This is a genomic window from Streptomyces sp. JJ66 (assembly GCF_019303495.1).
Classification (GTDB): domain Bacteria; phylum Actinomycetota; class Actinomycetes; order Streptomycetales; family Streptomycetaceae; genus Streptomyces.
In genome coordinates, this window is sequence record NZ_JAEVFI010000005.1 from 208,184 (window position 1) to 226,633 (window position 18,450).

An 18,450-nucleotide genomic window follows, 5' to 3' on the forward strand; every position below is an offset into this window, starting at 1 on the left:
GCCGCCTGCGGGCCGGCCAGCAGAAACACCGAAACACCGAAACACCGTAACGCCGCAACGCCGCGACCCGGCCCGGCGGAGTCAGCAACCCCCGCCGGGCCGGGTCAGTGGCGTGCGTCAGCCCAGCTCACCCGAGGCCGTGCGCTCCGCGAGCCGCAGCAGCGTGCGCACCGACGACCCCGTGCCGCCCTTCGGCGTGTAGCCGGAGGGCGCGGACTCGTTGAACGCCGGACCCGCGATGTCCAGGTGCGCCCACGGCGTGCCCTCGCTGACGAACTCCTGGAGGAACAGCCCGGCCGTCAGACCGCCGCCCATGCGCTCACCCATGTTGGAGATGTCCGCGATCGTGGAGTCCAGCCCCTTGCGCAGCCCCGGCGGCAGCGGCATCGGCCACGACAGCTCGCCCGCCTCCTGGGCCGTCTCGTGCACCTGGGTGCGGAACGCCTCGTCGTTGGACATGATCCCGAACGTGCTGTTGCCTAGCGCCATCACCATCGCACCGGTCAGCGTCGCGACGTTGACGATGGCGTCCGGCGACTCCTCGCCCGCCCGGGTGAGCGCGTCGGCCAGCACCAGCCGCCCCTCGGCGTCGGTGTTGAGCACCTCGACCGTCTTGCCGCTGTACATGGTCAGCACGTCGCCGGGGCGCAGCGCCCCGCCCGAGGGCATGTTCTCGGCCAGCGCCAGCCAGCCGGTGACGTTGACCGGCAGCTTCAGCCGCGCGGCGGCGACGACGGCGGCGAACACGGCGGCCGCGCCGCTCATGTCGCACTTCATCGTCTCGTTGTGGCCGGGGGGCTTCAGCGAGATGCCGCCGGAGTCGTAGGTGATGCCCTTGCCGACGAGGGCGAGGGTCTTCTTGGCCTTCGCGTGCGTGTAGCTGAGCCGCACCAGGCGCGGCGCGTGGTGCGAGCCCTGGCCGACGCCCATGATGCCGCCGTAGCCGCCCTTGACGAGCGCCTTCTCGTCCAGCACCTCGATCTTCAGGCCGTGCTCCTTGGCGGCGGCCTGCGCCTGCGCGGCGAACGAGGCGGGGTAGAGGTCGTTCGGCGGCATGTTGATCAGGTCGCGGGCCCGGGCGACCTCCTCGGCGAGCACCGCGGCCCGCTCGACGGCGGCCTTGTGCGCCTTGTCGCGCGGCTTGGCGCCCAGCAGCGCGGCCTCGGCCAGCGGCGCGCGCGCGTCGTCCCGCGCCCCCTTGCGCCCGCCCTTAGCGGCCTTCGCGCCCTTGGCCCCGGCCTTCTGGCCGTTCCCGGCGGCGCCGTCCGCGCCCCGGTACGCGGTGTAGGCGTAGGCGCCGAGCAGCACGCCCTCGCCGACGGCGGCCACGGACTCCACGCCGTCAGCCACCGGCAGCGCGAACGCCGCCTTGGCGGTCCCGGCCAGCGCCCGCGCGGCGGCACCGGCGGCCCGGCGCAGCGTCTCGGGGTCGTACGCCTCTCCGGCGGCGGGGGCCGCGCCGAGGCCCACGGCCAGTACGAGCGGCGCCTTCAGCTTGTCCGGCGCGGGCAGCTTGGTGATCTCGCCCTCGCCGCCCGTCGCGCCGAGCGTCTCCAGGACGGCGGCGAGCCGCCCGCCGAGGGCCTTGTCCACCGTCTCGGCGCCCGGTGCCACCACCGGGGTGCCGGAGTCGCCGGAGCCCTTGGCGACACCGATGACGATGGCGTCCACCCGCGTCGTTGCGGGGGACGAGGTACTGAGGGTCAGAGCAGTCACGGTCCTGGCGATCCTGTTCGTCGGAGGTTCGTGGAACATCCCTGAGGGTGGGTGAGCCCGAGCCTACGCCCCACCGCGCCCCACCGGACGGGCGGTGGCCCGGCGCATCCGCCAGGCGCCCCGCCTCACCCCACCGCGAGCGGCAACAGGCATCCCAGCGCCGCCACTTCGGCGACGGCGCCGAACACGTCACCGGTGACGCCACCCAGCCGCCGCACGCACCGCCGCAGCAGCAGCTCCGCCGCGCCGACGCCCACCACCACGGCGGCCACTCCCTGAAGGGCGGCCCCGGGCAGCCCGGACGCGTCCACCAGTACGCCCCCGGCGGCGGCCACGAGCGCCACCCCGGCGCCCACCGCCCACGCCCCCGGCCCCGGCACCGTCTGGGCCACCACCGCCCCCAGCCCCTCCGGACGCGCCGCCGGTACGCCGCGCCGCGCGGCGAACGTCAACGCCGTCCGGGACGCGAGGGCCGCCACCGCACACCCCCACGCCCCCACCGCCCAGCCGCGCGCGAACAGCCCGTCGAGCACCGCGACCTGGGCCAGCAGGACCAGTACGAGCGTCACCACGCCGAACGGCCCGATGTCGGAGCGCTTCATCACGGCGAGCGCCCCGGCGGCGTCCTTGCCGCTGCCCAGCCCGTCGGCGACGTCGGCCAGTCCGTCCAGGTGCAGCCCCCGGGTGAGCACGGCCGCAACCGCGACGGCCGCGACCGCCGCCGTCAGCGAACCGGCGCCGAGCAGGAGCAGCACCGCGCCGACGGCACCGGCCGCCAGCCCGACCACCGCTCCGGCGAGCGGCGCGCACAGCATGCCCGCGCGCGCCGCCTGCCGGTCCCACCGGCGCACCCGCACCGGCAGCACCGTCAGCGTCCCGAAGGCGAACCGCAGGCCGGGCCCGACGCGGCTCACCGGCCCGCCGCCCGTGGCGGGCGCCGCGTCGTTCCCGGCGGGCAGGGGCGGGCCGGCCGGGTCAGGTGCGGGAACCGCGTCCGTGGGACGCGCCGGTGTGTCGCTCATGGCCGCTCAGGCTAACCGTGCCGCCCGCCGCGCCCTGACCGCTGGGCGGCGGGGTGGCCCGAAGGGCGCGTGACGCGGGCGGGTGGGGGCGGGGCAAGCCGGTTACGTGACGTCCACGGCCTCCGAGCGGCCCCCAGCCGTGCCCGTCTCACTGGGCACCTCGGGCACCACCTCGGGCAGCTCGGCGGCGAGCGCGGCCGCCGCCCGCACCAGCGGCAGCGCCAGCAGTGCCCCGGCGCCCCCGCCCACACAGACACCGTGCTCGACCAGCGGGTCGAGACCCATGCGGTCCAGCGCCCTGGCCTGCCCCGGCTCGCCGCTGCGGTGACCGGCCAGCCACCAGTCCGGTGCCCGGAACGCCACCCGCTGGGCCACCAGCGCGGCGGCGGCCGACACCACACCGTCCAGCACCACCGGGGTGCGCCGCACCGCGCACTGGAGCAGGAAACCCGTCATCGCCGCGAGATCGGCGCCGCCCGAGGTGGCCAGCAGCCCCATCTGGTCGCCGAGGACCGGCCGGGCGCGCCGCAGCCCGTCGCGGATGGCGGCGCACTTGCGCATCCAGGTCAGGTCGTCGATGCCGGTGCCGCCACGGCCGGTGACCACCGAGGCGTCGGTGCCGCACAGCGCGGCGATGAGGATGCCCGCCGTCGTCGTCCCGCCGACGCTGAGGTCCCCGAGGGCGACGACGTCGGTGCCCGCGTCGGCCTCCTCGTCGGCCACCGCCATGCCCGCGCGGAACGCCCGCTCGGCCTCCTCGGTGCTCAGCGCGTCCTCGATGTCCACCCGCCCGCTGGAGCGCCGGACCCGGTGCCGGGTGACGTCGGCGGGCAGCTCGCCCGCGTCGCAGTCCACCGCGACGTCCACCACGCGCAGCGGCACCCCGGCGCGCCGGGCCAGCACGGCGGCCGGGCTCGCGCCCTCCAGCGCCGCCCGGACCAGGGCGGCCGTCGAACCCGGGGGCCGCCCGGAGACGTCCAGCCGCGCGATGCCGTGGTCGGCGGCGAAGACCACCAGCCGGGGCCGCTCCACCGGCGTCACCGGTACCCGGCCCTGCGCGGCGGCCAGCCACCCGCCCAGCTCGTCCAGCTGGCCCAGCGCCCCGCGCGCCAGCCCGGTGCGGGCCCTGCGCTCCTCGGCGTCGCGGCGCACATTGCCGTCGGGCCGCTCGACGCGGTCCCCGAACTCGTCCAGGTCCAGGCGGGGTTCGCCCTCGTGGTGGGCTTCGCCACCTGCGCGGTCTTCGCTCTCGGCGCTCATGGGGGCGAGGCTACCCGGCGTCCGCCGGCCGGCTAAGCCCTCACCCCTGGAACGGCTCCCGCGCCCCGCGCAGCGGCAGCGCGTGCCCGGCGACGACGAGCAGCACGTGCTCACACTCCGCCGCGACAGCCGCGTTGAGCTGCCCCAGCGCGTCCCGGAACCGGCGTCCGGCCGCCGTCGCGGGGACGATGCCCGCGCCCACCTCGTTGCTGACGGCCACCACCGTGCGGCCCGTGGCGCGCACCGCCGCCACCAGTTCGCCCACCCGCTCGCCCAGCTCCCGCTCGGCGCCCCGTACCCATGCCTCGTCCGACCAGGCGTCCACCGCGTCCATGGTGTGCGTGAGCCACAGCGCGAGGCAGTCGATGAGCAGCGGCGGCCCCGCGGGCTCGGCCAGCAGCGGCACCAGGTCACAGGTCTCGGCGGTGCGCCAGGTGGCCGGGCGCCGCTCGCGGTGGGCGCCGATCCGGGCGGCCCACTCGTGGTCACCGTCCCGGGAGCCGCCCGTCGCCACGTACAGCACCTCGGGGAACGCGGCGAGCCGCCGCTCGGCCTCCGCCGACTTGCCCGAGCGCGCGCCGCCCAGCACCAGCGTGCGCCGGGGCACGTCCGGGACGTCGCGGAAGTCGCCGGCGGACAGCGAGGTGCCGTCGGCCACGGCGCGGGCACCGGCGGCGGCGAGCCTGCGGTGCAGCTCGGCACCGGGCGGCTGGGTGTGGTCGATGTGCACGGCCAGCACGTCCGTCGTCGCCCCGACCGCCTGCGTGCCGCGCAGCTTGGCCAGCGCCTCCGGGCGGCCCAGCACGTCCAGCAGCACGGTGTCGTAGGGCGTCTCGGTGTCGCGGGCCCCGGCCGGGGAGGCGCCGGGCGGCAGGTAGAGCAGGCGCTGCCCGTCCGGGCCGGTCACCGCGTAACCGGTGCCCGGGGTGTCCAGCGCGACCGCCTCCACCCGGTGGCCGCTGATCAGCACCAGTTCTTGCCCGTCCGGCACCCGCACCGGCGCGGGCAGCCCGGGGGGCACCTCCAGCGCCGGACCGTCCTGCGGGTGGGACAGCAGCACCTGCCGCACCCCGTGGAGCGACTGTCCCGCCCGGGCGGCGGCCAGCGCCGGGCCCGGGGTGAGGTCGATGAGCAGTGTGCCGTCCACCAGCAGCGCGGTAGCGGCCCGCGCCCGCGCTCCGGTCGAGTCGGCGCACACCGCGCAGGGGCAGTCGGGGCGGGGGAGTCCGGCCGGAGCGCCGGTGCCGAGCAGAGTCACGTCCACGCACCGATGGTCTCGCGTCCCGCCCCGGACGGCGCGGGGACCCGGCCGGAGGCGCCCGCGAGTACCCTTCCGGCAGTGATGCCGATGATCTCCCAGGAGGCCAACGTGGCGTGGACGTGGCAGTTCGAGCAGACGGACGGTACGCGGGTGGAGCCCTCCGTCCCGGTGGAGGACTTCTCCACGCAGGGGGACGCGGAGTCCTGGATCGGCGAGCACTGGCGCGCGCTGCGGGAGGGCGGCGCGGATCAGGTGCGCCTGCTGGAGGACGGCACGGAGGTCTACGGGCCGATGTCGCTGCACGCGTCCGATGGCTGACGCGGACCCGCGCTAAACGCTTCCGTCGTGAGCGTCCCCGGTGACGTCACCACGGAAGCGCCGGTGGGCTGGAAGCCGGCGCCCAGCACCGTGCGTACGGTGACGCCGAGCGCGGCCTGGTCCGCGTCCACCACCTTGCCGTGCTCGATCATCTGCCCGGCCAGGTCGCGAACCGTCACGGCCGGGATGGCGAAGCCGATGCCCGGAGCGGGCGCGGCACCGGACTGCGGGTCGCGCGCCGCCAGGGTCGGGATGCCGATGACGTGGCCGTCGAGGTTCACCAGCGCGCCACCGCTGTTGCCCGGGTTGATCGCGGCCGAGGTCTGCACCATGTTCCCGATCGTCGCCGCGCCCTGCCCCTCGCTGACCGAGCGGCCCACGGCCGAGACGATGCCCTGGGTGACGCTGGAGGACAGCCCGAGCGGGTTCCCCATGGCCAGCACGATCTGGCCCACCTCCACGTCGGAGGAGTCGCCGAAGACGGCGGGGCGAAGATCCCGGGGCGGATCGGCCAGTCGGATGACCGCGAGGTCCTGGTCCTCGTACGCGGCCACCCGCTTCGCCGTCAGCGGCTGCCCGCCCGTCGCGAGCGTCACCTCGAAGGTCTCGGCATCCCCGACGACGTGCGCGTTGGTGACGATGTGGCCCCGGCCGTCGTAGACGACGCCCGAGCCGAGATCCTCGTCGGTCTCGATCTGCACGACGGACGGCAGCACCGCGCGCACCACTTCCTGGTACCGCCCCTGGAGCTCGCCGGGCTCGGCACCGGGCTCGGCGGGGTCGGCACCGGGCTCGGGGGGCGCCGAGGCACTGGGCGAGCGCCCCGCCTGCGAGGCGGCGCCCTCCACACCCGCACAGCCGCCGAGCGCCACGACGGCGCCCACGGCCACCACTGAGACGACACTGTGGCCACGCAGTTCCATGCCGGAAGTGTCCCTGTCGCGCCCCGGTGCCGCATCACCGCCGTGCACGCCGGGGGGAGCCCGCCGCGCCCACACAGCTCGCGGTGGGCGCGGCAGGTGCCGCCCGTCACGACGCGCCGGGTGCCTCCCGTGCCGCGCGGCAGGCGGCTCGCGTCACGCCGGGGGGAACAGACCGTCGTCGGTCAGCATCGCCCGTACCTCGTCGATCGTGGCGTCGCGCTCCGGCAGGATCAGCTCCGAGGGCTCCAGCGCGTCGTCCGGCAGCGGTGTGCCCAGCCGGTGCACGGCATCCAGCAACTCCTCGAGCGTGCGGCGGAAACCGCTCTCGTCGCCGCCGTCCAGCTCGGCCTGCAGGGCGTCGTCCAGCTTGTCCAGCTCGGCGAAGTGGCTGTCGTCCAGCTTCACCTGGCCTTCCCCCATGATCCGTACGATCACGTCGCGCTCCTTCTCGCGGGGCTGACAGCCGTGGCCGTCACTGCTTGTCGAACCTCGTGCCAGATCCCTGATCGAACGGGGCGGACTCCTGCTGGGCGTGCTGCCCCGGCTGCTCCGCGCCGCCGCCCTCGATGGCCTGCTGGCCGCCGCCGGAGCCGCCCGCCAGCTCGGCCTTCATGCGCTGGAGTTCCAGCTCGACGTCGGAGCCGCCGGAGATCCGGTCCAGCTCGGCCGTCAGGTCATCCTTGGCCGTGCCCGTCGGGTCGTCCAGCGCACCCGAGGCGAGCAGCTCGTCGATCGCGCCCGCGCGGGCCTGGAGCTGCGCGGTGCGGTCCTCGGCGCGCTGCACGGCAAGGCCGACATCGCCCATTTCCTCGGAGATGCCGGAGAACGCCTCCCCGATGCGGGTCTGCGCCTGCGCGGCGGTGTAGGTGGCCTTGATCGTCTCCTTCTTGGTGCGGAAGGCATCGACCTTGGCCTGGAGCCGCTGGGCGGCGAGCGTCAGCTTCTCCTCCTCACCCTGGAGGGTCTGGTGCTGGGTCTCCAGATCGGTGACCTGCTGCTGGAGGGCGGACCTGCGGGTCAGCGCCTCGCGGGCCAGGTCCTCCCGGCCGAGCGCCAGCGCCTTCCGGCTCTGCTCCTCCAGCTTTCCCGACTGCTGGTTCAGCTGATTGAGCTGCAGTTCGAGACGCTTGCGCGAGGTGGCCACGTCCGCGACGCCGCGCCGCACCTTCTGCAGCAGCTCCAGCTGCTTCTGGTACGAGTAGTCAAGCGTCTCGCGCGGGTCCTCGGCCCGGTCCAGGGCCTTGTTGGCCTTAGCGCGGAACAGCATCCCCATCCGCTTCATGACACCGCTCATGGGCCTCGCGCGCCCCCTTCGTAACGGACTGTTCGAGCCGAAGCATCCCTACGGAACCCACAGTACGGGGCCTGACTCCATTAGCGCACCGATGCGGCCCTGAAGTGCTCCTTCTCCAGGACGATCGTGAGGCCGCCCGCCTCCGGCGAGGGGAGTAGACGCCACTCCCGGTGTGCCCAATCCCGGCAGCCACCCGCCGGTCAACGTTGCCGGATCGTTCCCCGTCCGGGTGAACGCCACACCCGCGACGCCGTAGGCTGGGGGCGTGTTCCGAAGCCGTTCCAAGGATGAGCAGGCCCCGCCCCGCGAGCCGGTCGCCGACCTGACCACACAGCCGCGCGACCCGCAGGCACCCAAGGGCCGTCCCACGCCCAAGCGCCGGGAGGCCCAGGCCCAGCGCCGCCAGATCTCCAAGGCCCCCTCCAGCCGCAAGGAGGCCGCCAAGCGTGCCCGCGAGGCCCGCCGCGCCGACCTCGCCAAGCAGCGCCAGGCCCTGGCCACCGGTGACGAGCGCTACCTGCCGCTGCGCGACCGTGGCCCGGTCCGGCGCTTCGCGCGCGACTTCGTGGACGCCAAGTGGCACATCGCGGAGTACTTTCTGCCGATCGCCGTCGGCATCCTGATCCTCAGCATTGTCCCCAGCGTGCAGGCGAAGAACATCTCCATGCTGCTGTGGCTGGGCGTGATCGTGATGATCGTCGTCGACTCGTTCCTCACCGGCCGCCGCCTGAAGAAGGCGCTGCGCGAGCGGTTCCCGGACGAGAACCTGCGCGGCGTCACCATGTACGCGCTCATGCGCACCCTCCAGATGCGCCGCATGCGGCTGCCGAAGCCGCAGGTCGCCCGGGGCGAGGCGCCGCGCCGCTGAGGCAGCCTGCCCGGGGCGCTCAGCGGCCCGGGCAGTTCCCAGACGGCATCGCCGGTTACGGCAGGGCCAGCATGCGGTCCAGGGCCAGCTTGGCGAACTTCTCCGTCTCCGGGTCCACCTGGATGCGGCCCACGACCGTCCCGCTGGCCAGGGACTCCAGCGCCCAGACCAGGTGCGGCAGGTCGATGCGGTTCATCGTCGAGCAGAAGCAGACCGTCTTGTCGAGGAAGGCGATCTCCTTGCCCTCGGCGGCGTAACGGTTCGCCAGCCGCCGGACCAGGTTCAGCTCGGTGCCGATGGCCCACTTCGAGCCTGCCGGAGCGGCGTCGAGGGTCTTGATGATGTACTCCGTGGAGCCCACGTAGTCCGCCGCCGCGATGACCTCGTGCTTGCACTCGGGGTGGACGAGCACGTTGACGCCGGGCATCCGCTGCCGCACGTCGCTGACCGACTCCAGCGAGAAGCGGCCGTGCACGGAGCAGTGCCCGCGCCACAGGATCATCTTCGCCGCCCGCAGCTCGTCGGCGGTCAGCCCGCCGTTCGGCTTGTGCGGGTTGTAGACAACGCAGTCCTCCAGCGACATGCCCATGTCGCGCACGGCGGTGTTGCGCCCGAGGTGCTGGTCGGGCAGGAACAGCACCTTCTCGCCCTGCTCGAACGCCCAGTCCAGCGCGCGGCGCGCGTTGGAGGAGGTGCAGATGGTGCCACCGTGCCGCCCGGTGAACGCCTTGATGTCGGCGGAGGAGTTCATGTACGACACCGGCACGGTGACCTCGGCTATGCCCGCCTCGGCCAGCACGTCCCAGCACTCGGCGACCTGTTCGGCCGTGGCCATGTCGGCCATCGAGCACCCGGCGGCCAGGTCCGGCAGCACGACTTGCTGGGCGTCGGAGGTGAGGATGTCGGCGGACTCGGCCATGAAGTGCACGCCGCAGAAGACGATGTACTCCGCCTGCGGGCGGGCCGCGGCGTCCCGGGCCAGCTTGAAGGAGTCACCGGTGACGTCGGCGAACTGGATGACCTCATCCCGCTGGTAGTGGTGGCCGAGGACGAAGACGCGGTCGCCGAGCTTCGCCTTGGCCGCCCGCGCGCGCTCCACGAGGTCCGGGTCCGAGGGCGCCGGGAGATCACCGGGGCACTCCACGCCGCGCTCGGACTTCGGGTCGGCCTCCCGGCCGAGCAGCAGCAGGGCCAGCGGCGTGGGCTGGACGTCCAGGGGCTGGGCGGGGTTCACGTTGTCCACTCCTCCGGGTGAATCCTGGGCACCTCAAAAGCCTGCGGTACGCACCCTGATTCAAGGGCCGCCCAGCGCGCGGACGCGGGATGCGCGACCCTTTTTCGTCTATCTGACGCTATCCATGATAGCCGCTTCGCGTCATGGTGACGATGCCGGTCCCGCGATGTGACGCACTCCCCTCCCGTGCTGGCGTTCCGGGTACCGCGAACCGTGCCCCCGCGGTGCGAGGTGTGCGAGCATGGCAGACGGAAAGAGACGTGCCAGGACCGGAATGAATCCGGGAGGCCGCCTGTTCCCCAGGTGGCAGAGCAGTCCGAACAACCCGGGAGAGAAGCAGATGTCCGTATCGGACGAGACCGCTACGACGACTGACGGCATCATCCTGTCCGACGCTGCGGCGTCGAAGGTCAAGAGCCTGCTGGAGCAGGAGGGCCGGGACGACTTGGCGCTGCGCGTCGCCGTTCAGCCGGGCGGCTGCTCCGGCCTGCGTTACCAGCTCTTCTTCGACGAGCGCTCGCTCGACGGGGACGTCGTCAAGGACTTTGACGGGGTCAAGGTCGTCACCGACCGCATGAGCGCCCCCTACCTGGGCGGCGCCTCGATCGACTTCGTCGACACCATCGAGAAGCAGGGCTTCACCATCGACAACCCGAACGCCACGGGTTCCTGCGCCTGCGGCGACTCCTTCAGCTGAGCCGCCGTCCCGTAGGGGATACCTGCGAAAGGGTCCGCGACCTCGTAAGGTCGCGGACCCTTTCGCATGCCCCGGCCGTAGCCCCTCGCCCCGCAGGGCGTGGCCGCGTCCTGGCTGGGCCGCCCGTTCCGGCTGGGGTGGCCCGCTGTGGGTGCCGGGCGGGTCAGCGCTGGGGGATGGGATCGCCCTCGGCGTCGGTCACCGTGCGGTCGCCCAGGGGGCGGTCCAGAAAGACCCGCGTCGTCATCTCCTTGGCGATCATGATGCACGGCCGTCCCGGCTCGCGGACGTGCTCCGCGAGGGTGACGCGCAGCTTGTCGCCCACCGGTTGCGTCGTCGCCCGGTAGTCGCTGCACACGCCACCGGTGAAGTGCAGCGTCAGCTCCTTGTCCGTGGCGCTGTAGGCGTCCACCTCGACGCCGAGGTTCGGGGGCCCGGCGGGGTCGTCGGGGTCAGCCGGGGGCATGGTGCCGGGCTGCGGGCCGGTGCCGTCCTTCTGCGGCGGGTTCGTGGGCAGGGGAGCGGCGGTGGGCTCGTCGCCAGGGGGCTCGACCGGGAAGGGTGGCACGAGCGGCACGTCCGCACCGGAGCTCGGGGCCACGCCCGGCGCGGCGGCCCCCGGCGTGATGAAGCGCGGTTCCACGGCCGGGAATGCCACGGTGCCCCCCTCGCCGCCGTCCATCTCGAACAGCCAGGACGGCACGAGCAGCGCCTCGCCCCCGGACGGGAATGCGCTGAGCCCGAATGCGGCGCCGGTCACCCGGCGCTCCCCGTCCCGCACGGCGGCAGGCGGATCGCAGGGTGTCTGGAAGCAGGCGACCACGCCCTGGCCCCGGCGCGCGGTCAACTCCCGCAGCGTCTCTTCGGCGCTGAGCACCGGATACATCGTGCCCTCGCGGGGCTGCCCGAGGTACCCGTCCGCCCGCACGAGCTGGCCGTCGGCGCCCACGGTGACGGACGTGCGCCAGCCGTGCGTGGGCAGCCCAGCCACCTGCGGCGCCGCCTCCACTTCGCGCAGCGCACCGGCCGTGCGGGCCGCGTCTACCTCCGCGTCCGCCAGACCGGCGGCTTCCAGCACCGGCGCGGCGATCTCCCGCGCCTCCTCGGCCGATACCGGCGGGGTGATCGGCTGGGCCGGGCCCGTGCCGGGGCGCTTGCCGTCGTCCGGGCGCACGTAGCGGGTGAACATCCAGCTGTTGCCGTCGGCGAGGTTGACCGTGAGCGTGGGGCCGCTGCCGTCGTTGCCGTCAGCGGCGCGCCAGCGGTCCCCGGACTTCTCCGGCTGCGCGGCGATGCCCAGCGCCCGGGCCAGCGCCGTCACCGTCTCCTCGTCCACCGGCCCAGGTGTTCCCACGGGCGCTTCCGCAGGTCCGTCCGGCAGCTCGCCCGAGGCGCGGTACTCCTCCGCCCGCGCGCTGCCCTGTCCGGCCGCCTCGGACGAGCCATAGCCGTCCAACAGCAGCGGCGGTGGCGGAGGGCCGGGCGAATCGGACAGCGCGATCGGCAACTCGCCGTCACCGGGGCCTGGATTGCCACCGGGGGCGATCCACAGCGCGCCGCCGCCCGCGAGCAGCACAGCCGCGGTGACCGCCGTGGCCACCAGCCGTCCACGGCCCCGCCGGGCCGGTTCACCGTCGGGGTGTGATCCCGTGCGCACCGTGCTCACCGCATCGCTCCTTGAAGCTCGCGTGGTCCTGACGCGGATGTGACGGACGCGGCGGGCTCCCGGTTCCCCGGGGTGCTACGGGGCGGGGCCAGAGGCGGCGGGCGGGTCAGTCGCCGTAGTCGGACATGCCCTCCAGCAGGCGGCTGGAGCCGGCGGGGACGCGCACGCCGTGCAGCGGCCTGGGCGCGGTGGCGGTGCGGGCGGCGGGCGCGGGGCCGCGCCAGCGCGCGTCCATCCGGGCGCCGTCGCCGCGCAGCTCGTCCAGCGACTCCGGCTCCGGGCGCGCGCCGGGGTCGGAGTAGGGGGCAGGGGAGGGGGAGGTGTCCTTGGCCATGGTCCGACGTTACGCGCGGAAAGGCCGCCGGGTAAGCCCTACTTTCGGGTAGTAACCGCCAGTAGGTTGGGCTGCCGGGACGCGGGCGGCGACGGTAGCGTGAGGTGTCCGCCCGCCAGCCGCCTGACAGGAGCAGTCCGTCGTGCGCATCGCCGTCTCCGGCTCCATCGCCACCGACCACCTCATGACGTTCCCCGGTCGCTTCGCCGACCAGCTCGTCGCCGACCAGCTGCACACCGTCTCGCTCTCCTTCCTCGTGGACGCACTCGAAGTGCGGCGCGGGGGTGTCGCCGCCAACATCTGCTTCGGGATGGGCCAGCTCGGCGCCCGTCCGGTGCTCGTCGGCGCGGCGGGCGGCGACTTCGCGGAGTACCGGGGCTGGCTGGACCGGCACGGCGTGGACACCGGCTCCGTGCGCATCTCCGACGTCGCGCACACTGCCCGCTTCGTGTGCACCACCGACGCCGACCACAACCAGATCGGCTCCTTCTACACCGGCGCGATGAGCGAGGCCCGGCTGATCGAACTCCAGTCGGTGGTGAGCCGGGTCGGGGACCTCGACCTCGTGCACATCGGCGCCGACGACCCCGAGGCGATGATGCGCCACACCGAGGAGTGCCGCAGCCGGAACATCCCGTTCGCCGCCGACTACTCCCAGCAGCTCGCGCGGATGGACGGCTCGGAGATCCGCATGCTGACCGAGGGCGCGGCCTACCTCTTCGCCAACGAGTACGAGACGGCGCTGATCGAGTCCAAGACCGGCTGGTCCGCCGACGAGGTACTGAAGAAGGTCGGCACCCGCGTGATCACGCTCGGCGCACGCGGCGTACGCATCGAGCGGGCCGGGCAGCCGGTGATCGAGGTGGGCTGCCCACAGGAGGAGCGCAAGACCGACCCCACCGGCGTCGGCGACGCGTTCCGCGCCGGTTTCCTCTCCGGCCTCGCGTGGGGCGTCAGCCTGGAGCGGGCCGCCCAGGTGGGCTGCATGCTGGCGACACTGGTCATCGAGACCGTCGGCACCCAGGAGTACGAACTGCGCCGGGCCCACTTCATGGAGCGCTTCACCAAAGCCTACGGCGCCGACGCCGCCGCCGAGGTCCACTCCCACATCGGCTCCTGACTCTCCCCGCCGGGCCAGCCGCCCGCTCAGGGCTCATCGGTGCCCGGGCGCAGCCTGTGTTCATTGCAGCGGGGTTCCCAGCGGGTAACCGTTGGGAACCCCGCGGAGCGTGCGAGAGAGGGCAACCGCTTCCGTCACCACAGCCTCAGGCCAGCGCCCGCCGCAAATGGGGGGCCTAGCGGGACGTGGGGGCAGTCGGCTGAGAAAAATCAAGGCAGGTTGCTTGACGTGTCAGTCCGTCAAGGAACCTGCCTTGACGCCGTAGATGAAGGCATCCCAGCCGAGTGGTGAGGAGGTGAACGCTCCCCGGGTCCGGTCCTTGCTGTCTCCGACGGCCCAGAGCCCGTCGTCTGTCAGCTGGACTTCCACGCACTGACCACCGTTGTCAGCGCTGTATGACGACGTGCGCCACTGGTCTTCGGGCAGGTTGTGCCGGATCATTTCGATGCCTCTGACTAACTGTTCAGGTCTCGCGCGAGCCGCGAGATCAGGTCGATCGACTGCTGCGACGATAGGGCCGAAGCCCGGAGCTGATCAAAGGCCCGGCGGTACTTCTCCACACTCGCATCCTCCTCCAGGTAGAGGGCGCCGTCCAGGTAGTCCACGCTCACCACATCAAGGTCCAGCGGATCGGGGTAGGAGTAGACGCTGAACGCACCGTCCAGGCCAGCGTGCCATCCCTGGGCGAAGGGGATGACCTGGATGGTCAGCTCCGGTGGGCTGTTGACCTCCACGAGCCTGCCGAGCTGGGCCGCGAGCGTGCCACGGCTCCCTACCTCGCGCCGCAACACGGCCTCGTCGAGTACGCAGACGAACTGAGGCGGGGTGGGGCGCTTGAAGATTTCCTGCCGGGCCATCCTCATGTCCACCCACTTGGCTACCTCTTCAGCGGTGGCAGCCTTCTCGACGCGTTGAATCACCTCCTTCGCGTACTCGGGCGTCTGCAAGAGGCCCGGAACGAGCAGGGGTTGGTAGGTGTGGATGCGTGCCGCGTCGTCTTCGAGGTCAAGCCGTTCCTGGAAGTCCGGGTCGAGCTCCCCGCTGTACTGCTGCCACCACCCCTTCTTGCGGGTTTGGCGCGACAGAGTGGTGAGCGCGTTGACCGTCTGCGCATCGGTGACCCCGTAGAGCTCCAGCAGGGCTTCGACCTCCAGCCGCTTCGCGCTCATGCGGCCGTTCTCGATGCGGGAAATCTTGGGCTTGTCACCATCGATGCGCTGTGCCGCTTCCTCCATGGACACGTTGGCGTTGCGACGAAGGCGCCGCAGCACTGCGCCAAGCCGCTTCGGTCGGACCGTAGGCCGAGGCTTGCTGGGCACGCGGGATCTCCCTCCGGGGTGTGGCCTCACCGGCTGGAATGAGCCTGTGAGCTGCGATGACCCTAGCAAGCTTCACTCCGCCGATGCATTCCAACAACGTTGTTCTGTCTGGGGGTTGTAAATCTGACGCGTTGTCTGCACACTGGAGTCAGTGACGTTGAGCACATGTCGCGTCGCGGACCGTTGTGTCGGCTTGCTAGGGGCGCTCTGCGTACCCGTCCTGGGAGGACACCATGAGCGTCACCATGCGGCGGACCTTGGATCAACAGCGCATGTACGCCTGGAACATGGCAGTGCGAGGAGCCGAGTTGGAGCAGCAGCGCCGCAGGGTGGCACGCGCGGTCGCCAGACTTGGCGGAGACTCGAAAGCCGTTGAGGTGGCAAGGCTTGGGGCGTCTGAACTCTTGGCCAACGTCATCGCGCATGCTGGAGACGCCCGGTGTCGAATCGCTGTGGCAGACGGAGGCTCGGATATCTCCATCCGGGTGTACGACACTTCGTGCTGCGTCCCGGCGATCACTACGCCTGACTGGGACGCCGAATCGGGACGCGGGCTGTGGTTGCTCGGGCAGATGGCGACGGGTCAGGGCTATGTGTTGGTCGATGAACCACCGTGGCGGAAGTGGGTCTGGTTTGGCGTGCCCAAAGTGTGCCCCATCGAGGACCTGGAGTGAGCCCGGCTGACGCCTTCTGGGAGTCAAGCCGGGTATGCCGCAGGGGGCCACCGTCAGCTCCGCCGGGTATGAACCTCTCAGGGGCAGGTCGCCCGCGCGGAGGGCCGGCGTGACCGGCCTGGTCACGCCATCCTCGCCCCGAGACCTCGGGGCGGTGAACAAGGTGAGTCAGGGGGAGCCGATGAGCGCACGCGCGCCTCCTCAGCCCTACCTCGAAAAGTACGGCCGGTCCCTGCGCGCAACCAGCGTGCTCAGCCCGTGGCTCCTGTCGTGGGTGGACCGTGGAAGGCAGAAAACACAGAAAACACAGCAACGAGAGGACCCTCATGGAAACCGAACTTCTCACGCCTCTGCTCTACCCGCACTCCTCTCCACCCGCCACGCAGCAGGGCGACGGGGGTCCGGCGGTGCCGTTCGGGATCACCCAAGCTCTTCCCTTCGTACCCGAAACGGTCGGCGTACGGGAGGAGTTGTACCTGTGTCCGGAGCGGCAAATCTCGGTCACCGCCGAGGGCAAGCCGTTCATCAGCGAGCCCTCCATGGGTTCCCAGGTCCAGACGGTCACCCAGACCCAGGAGGACATGCAGCTCTTCACCGATAACCACGGCACCGACACCGACTGAACTGAGAGGTAGGACCCGTGACGGTTCTGGTGCTGACCCGTCCGTACATGGATGCGGTAGCGGACATGGTGATTGAGGAACTCAACAACCGGAAGGTTCCTGTCGTGCGGCTCGACACAGGCGACTTTCCGACGCGCCTCACCCTGTCGGCTCGTCTGGACCCCGGCCAGGACTCGTGGTGTGGCCTATGGCGTGGCGAGCACCGGAACCTGGACCTGGGCAGCGTCCGGGCCGTGTACTACCGGCGGCCCGGACGCTTCCGCCTGGACCCCCGTATGGCAGCCGACAGCGTCCGCTGGGCAGACAGCGAAGCCCGTGCCGGGCTCGGGGGAGTGCTGGCTTCCTTACGCTGCGCCTGGGTCAACCATCCCTGGAGGAGCGCCCTTGCCGAGTTCTCCCCCTATGCTCTCGCGACGGCGGCCAGGTGCGGGCTACTCATCCCCCCGACCTTGATCACTTCTGACCCGGAGGAGGCCCGGGCCTTCGTGGCGTCCATGCCCGGACAGGTGGCTGCCTACAAGGCCATCGGCACCGCTCCCGCAGGAGACTACGAGGGGAACCGCGTGGCCCTGTGGACGACGAAGATCCGCCCAGAAAAGATCACGGATGCCGTCAGCCTTACGGCGCACCAGTTTCAGCAGTGGATCGCCAAGAAGCATGAAGTGCGGCTGACGGTGGTCGGGGACAAGCTGTTCGCCGGAGAAATCCATGCCGGATCGGCAGCCTCAAGGATTGACTTCCGCCGTGACTACAACTCGCTCACCTATCGGGTGTGTGATGTGCCTGAACCGATAGTCGCCGGGGTCAAAACGTTGATGTCTGTCATGGGGCTGCGCTACGTTGCATTGGATTTCCTCGTCAGTGGTGATGACAGGTGGTATCTGGTAGATGTCAACCCCAATGGTCAATGGGGTTTCATTCCGGCTCTTCGTGCACCCATCACCCAAGCACTCGCCGACCTCTTGGAGGCTACGCAGTGAGCAGCATGCTGGAATCCGCTCGGAACGTGATGACCGAAAGATTGATCAGGGAAGGGGCGCTTCGTTCTCCGCACTGGAAATCTGCCTTCCTGGATGTCTCCCGCGAAACCTTCGTCCCTCGCTTCACCATCGGCTACGGTTCAGCTTCCCGCGTCTTCGAGAACACGGACGCCGACTATTCCGAAGCCGTTTATGCAGACACCTCACTCGTGACCGAGTGGGACGCTGCTGGGACGCCGGTCAGCTCTTCCAGCGCCCCCTCTCTGATGGCCCGGATGCTTGACGCGTTCGCGGTGGACGAGGGTCCCGTCCTGGAAGTTGGCACGGGCACAGGCTACAACTGTGCCCTGCTGTGCCACCACTTCGGTGACAGTCACGTGGTGAGCGTGGATGTAGACCCTGCTCTGGCTAGGGCCGCACGTGACAAGCTACGAAAACACGGCTACACCCCCGCCATTATTACTGGGGACGGAACGCGGGGATGGTCGCACCAGGCCCCATATCGTGGAATCCTTGCCACCTGCGGAGTAGACCGCATTCCTCCTGCCTGGCTTGGTCAGGTAACCCCAGGGGGGCTCATCGTCACCAATATCGGGACGGGCATCGCCCAGCTCACCGTCAATGAAGGTGGCGGCGCAGAGGGTGGATTCCTGTCCGAAGCGGCGTCCTTTATGCGAGCCCGTCCCGCGCCGGGTTATGTGGCTGAGACGGCTCCTCGGTACAGCAAGACGATTATCAATGGCGCGGGGCGCAAGCGCACCTATGATCTGCCCGGACAGGACGAGGGGGAGGGGTTTCTCGGTGATCTCATTCTTGCTGAGTCCCTGGAAATCTCGATGGTGCAGCATGACGTGCTGGCCATGTCTCTTCTGGTGTCTGAAGAAGAGACCGTTCACGGGCTCGTTCAACCTGCCTCTGGTTCTTGGGCGCGGGTGACGTCCCTTGGCGGGACGGCCGTACACGTGGTGTCCAGTGGCCCCCGGGACCTGTGGGCAGACCGCCTCCGTCTCTTCACCGAATGGGTGGATGCATGGCGCCCACAGCCCGGTGCGTACCGTCTCCGTGTCACCCCAGAAGGTGACCACACTCTTATGCGAGGAGCCCAGGCGTGGCACCTGCCCAACTGAGGCGACAGTGACCC

At 71.4% G+C, this 18,450-nt stretch carries 20 protein-coding genes; 8 read left to right on the top strand and 12 right to left on the bottom strand.

The genetic code is table 11. The features are described from left to right. Window positions 1-117: 117 nt before the first annotated feature. From JJV70_RS05715 to JJV70_RS05730, 4 genes are all read right to left on the bottom strand, one after another. Window positions 118-1,716: a leucyl aminopeptidase gene (locus JJV70_RS05715; RefSeq protein WP_219046602.1), complete on the bottom strand. Its 1,599-nt coding sequence runs from the start codon at window positions 1,714-1,716 to the stop codon at window positions 118-120. Window positions 1,717-1,841: 125 nt separating this feature from the next. Next, window positions 1,842-2,738 carry an adenosylcobinamide-GDP ribazoletransferase gene (locus tag JJV70_RS05720; RefSeq protein WP_219046603.1) on the bottom strand — a complete coding sequence of 299 codons (897 nt, stop codon included), beginning with the start codon at window positions 2,736-2,738 and terminating at the stop codon, window positions 1,842-1,844. Between the two features lie 102 nt (window positions 2,739-2,840). Then, window positions 2,841-3,998: a nicotinate-nucleotide--dimethylbenzimidazole phosphoribosyltransferase gene (locus tag JJV70_RS05725; protein WP_219046604.1), complete on the bottom strand. Its 1,158-nt coding sequence runs from the start codon at window positions 3,996-3,998 to the stop codon at window positions 2,841-2,843. Window positions 3,999-4,038: 40 nt separating this feature from the next. After that, complete coding sequence (locus JJV70_RS05730; RefSeq protein WP_219046605.1) at window positions 4,039-5,262, bottom strand: bifunctional adenosylcobinamide kinase/adenosylcobinamide-phosphate guanylyltransferase; 1,224 nt, start codon at window positions 5,260-5,262, stop codon at window positions 4,039-4,041. Between the two features lie 78 nt (window positions 5,263-5,340). Between JJV70_RS05730 and JJV70_RS05735 the strand changes: the two genes are divergently transcribed. Beyond that, on the top strand, window positions 5,341-5,577 hold the full coding sequence (locus tag JJV70_RS05735) for a hypothetical protein (RefSeq protein ID WP_257573433.1): 237 nt from the start codon (window positions 5,341-5,343) through the stop codon (window positions 5,575-5,577). Here the strand turns inward: JJV70_RS05735 and JJV70_RS05740 are convergent. The 3 genes from JJV70_RS05740 to JJV70_RS05750 all read right to left on the bottom strand — a co-directional run bounded on the left by JJV70_RS05740 (window position 5,541) and on the right by JJV70_RS05750 (window position 7,782). Further along, a complete protein-coding gene (locus JJV70_RS05740) occupies window positions 5,541-6,500 on the bottom strand; it encodes a S1C family serine protease (protein WP_219046606.1) in 960 nt (319 codons plus the stop codon). The genes JJV70_RS05735 and JJV70_RS05740 overlap by 37 nt on opposite strands. Window positions 6,501-6,653: 153 nt before the next feature. Beyond that, a complete protein-coding gene (locus tag JJV70_RS05745) occupies window positions 6,654-6,935 on the bottom strand; it encodes a hypothetical protein (protein WP_219046607.1) in 282 nt (93 codons plus the stop codon). 37 nt (window positions 6,936-6,972) lie between these two features. After that, window positions 6,973-7,782, bottom strand: a complete 810-nt coding sequence (locus JJV70_RS05750; protein ID WP_219046683.1) for a PspA/IM30 family protein — start codon at window positions 7,780-7,782, stop codon at window positions 6,973-6,975. A gap of 277 nt (window positions 7,783-8,059) precedes the next feature. Here JJV70_RS05750 and JJV70_RS05755 point away from each other — a divergent pair, with 277 nt between their 5' ends. Further along, window positions 8,060-8,662 (top strand): DUF3043 domain-containing protein, encoded by a 603-nt coding sequence (locus JJV70_RS05755; protein ID WP_219046608.1) that lies wholly within the window; start codon window positions 8,060-8,062, stop codon window positions 8,660-8,662. A 55-nt stretch (window positions 8,663-8,717) separates the two neighbouring features. Here JJV70_RS05755 and nadA read toward each other — a convergent pair whose 3' ends face one another. Then, entirely contained in the window at window positions 8,718-9,896 is a 1,179-nt protein-coding gene (gene nadA / locus JJV70_RS05760) for a quinolinate synthase NadA (RefSeq protein WP_219046609.1), read from the bottom strand. 340 nt (window positions 9,897-10,236) lie between these two features. Here nadA and erpA point away from each other — a divergent pair, with 340 nt between their 5' ends. Next, the gene (erpA, locus tag JJV70_RS05765; protein ID WP_219046610.1) at window positions 10,237-10,593 is read left to right on the top strand and encodes an iron-sulfur cluster insertion protein ErpA; all 357 of its coding nucleotides are present in this window, start codon (window positions 10,237-10,239) and stop codon (window positions 10,591-10,593) included. A 163-nt stretch (window positions 10,594-10,756) separates the two neighbouring features. Here erpA and JJV70_RS05770 read toward each other — a convergent pair whose 3' ends face one another. Together JJV70_RS05770 and JJV70_RS05775 are read right to left on the bottom strand one after the other, a co-directional pair. Next, a complete protein-coding gene (locus JJV70_RS05770; RefSeq protein ID WP_219046611.1) occupies window positions 10,757-12,259 on the bottom strand; it encodes a hypothetical protein in 1,503 nt (500 codons plus the stop codon). A 106-nt stretch (window positions 12,260-12,365) separates the two neighbouring features. Then, window positions 12,366-12,593 carry a hypothetical protein gene (locus tag JJV70_RS05775; RefSeq protein WP_219046695.1) on the bottom strand — a complete coding sequence of 76 codons (228 nt, stop codon included), beginning with the start codon at window positions 12,591-12,593 and terminating at the stop codon, window positions 12,366-12,368. 142 nt (window positions 12,594-12,735) lie between these two features. Between JJV70_RS05775 and JJV70_RS05780 the strand changes: the two genes are divergently transcribed. Next, complete coding sequence (locus tag JJV70_RS05780; RefSeq protein WP_219046612.1) at window positions 12,736-13,713, top strand: carbohydrate kinase family protein; 978 nt, start codon at window positions 12,736-12,738, stop codon at window positions 13,711-13,713. A 231-nt stretch (window positions 13,714-13,944) separates the two neighbouring features. Here the strand turns inward: JJV70_RS05780 and JJV70_RS05785 are convergent, their stop codons facing one another. Beyond that, window positions 13,945-14,154 carry a DUF397 domain-containing protein gene (locus JJV70_RS05785; protein WP_219046613.1) on the bottom strand — a complete coding sequence of 70 codons (210 nt, stop codon included), beginning with the start codon at window positions 14,152-14,154 and terminating at the stop codon, window positions 13,945-13,947. Window positions 14,155-14,168: 14 nt separating this feature from the next. Beyond that, on the bottom strand, window positions 14,169-15,062 hold the full coding sequence (locus JJV70_RS05790) for a helix-turn-helix transcriptional regulator (protein WP_308294691.1): 894 nt from the start codon (window positions 15,060-15,062) through the stop codon (window positions 14,169-14,171). Window positions 15,063-15,265: 203 nt separating this feature from the next. Between JJV70_RS05790 and JJV70_RS05795 the strand changes: the two genes are divergently transcribed. The 4 genes from JJV70_RS05795 (at window position 15,266) to JJV70_RS05810 (ending at window position 18,436) form a co-directional block, all read left to right on the top strand. Then, on the top strand, window positions 15,266-15,706 hold the full coding sequence (locus JJV70_RS05795; protein WP_219046615.1) for an ATP-binding protein: 441 nt from the start codon (window positions 15,266-15,268) through the stop codon (window positions 15,704-15,706). Between the two features lie 326 nt (window positions 15,707-16,032). Then, entirely contained in the window at window positions 16,033-16,329 is a 297-nt protein-coding gene (gene tgmA, locus JJV70_RS05800) for a putative ATP-grasp-modified RiPP (protein WP_219046616.1), read from the top strand. A gap of 17 nt (window positions 16,330-16,346) precedes the next feature. Then, window positions 16,347-17,309 carry an ATP-grasp ribosomal peptide maturase gene (gene tgmB, locus JJV70_RS05805; RefSeq protein WP_219046617.1) on the top strand — a complete coding sequence of 321 codons (963 nt, stop codon included), beginning with the start codon at window positions 16,347-16,349 and terminating at the stop codon, window positions 17,307-17,309. 5 nt (window positions 17,310-17,314) lie between these two features. Then, window positions 17,315-18,436: a methyltransferase domain-containing protein gene (locus JJV70_RS05810; protein ID WP_257573478.1), complete on the top strand. Its 1,122-nt coding sequence runs from the start codon at window positions 17,315-17,317 to the stop codon at window positions 18,434-18,436. The last annotated feature ends 14 nt before the right edge of the window (window positions 18,437-18,450 follow it).

Coding starts and splice junctions, on each gene's coding strand:
- JJV70_RS05735 (WP_257573433.1), top strand. CDS start 5,341: ATGCCGATGATCTCCCAGGAGGCCAACGTGGCGTGGACGTGGCAGTTC.
- JJV70_RS05795 (WP_219046615.1), top strand. CDS start 15,266: ATGAGCGTCACCATGCGGCGGACCTTGGATCAACAGCGCATGTACGCC.
- JJV70_RS05720 (WP_219046603.1), bottom strand. CDS start 2,738: ATGAGCGACACACCGGCGCGTCCCACGGACGCGGTTCCCGCACCTGAC.
- tgmA (WP_219046616.1), top strand. CDS start 16,033: ATGGAAACCGAACTTCTCACGCCTCTGCTCTACCCGCACTCCTCTCCA.
- JJV70_RS05775 (WP_219046695.1), bottom strand. CDS start 12,593: ATGGCCAAGGACACCTCCCCCTCCCCTGCCCCCTACTCCGACCCCGGC.
- JJV70_RS05750 (WP_219046683.1), bottom strand. CDS start 7,782: ATGAAGCGGATGGGGATGCTGTTCCGCGCTAAGGCCAACAAGGCCCTG.
- JJV70_RS05810 (WP_257573478.1), top strand. CDS start 17,315: ATGCTGGAATCCGCTCGGAACGTGATGACCGAAAGATTGATCAGGGAA.
- JJV70_RS05740 (WP_219046606.1), bottom strand. CDS start 6,500: ATGGAACTGCGTGGCCACAGTGTCGTCTCAGTGGTGGCCGTGGGCGCC.
- JJV70_RS05725 (WP_219046604.1), bottom strand. CDS start 3,998: ATGAGCGCCGAGAGCGAAGACCGCGCAGGTGGCGAAGCCCACCACGAG.
- erpA (WP_219046610.1), top strand. CDS start 10,237: ATGTCCGTATCGGACGAGACCGCTACGACGACTGACGGCATCATCCTG.
- JJV70_RS05785 (WP_219046613.1), bottom strand. CDS start 14,154: ATGATCCGGCACAACCTGCCCGAAGACCAGTGGCGCACGTCGTCATAC.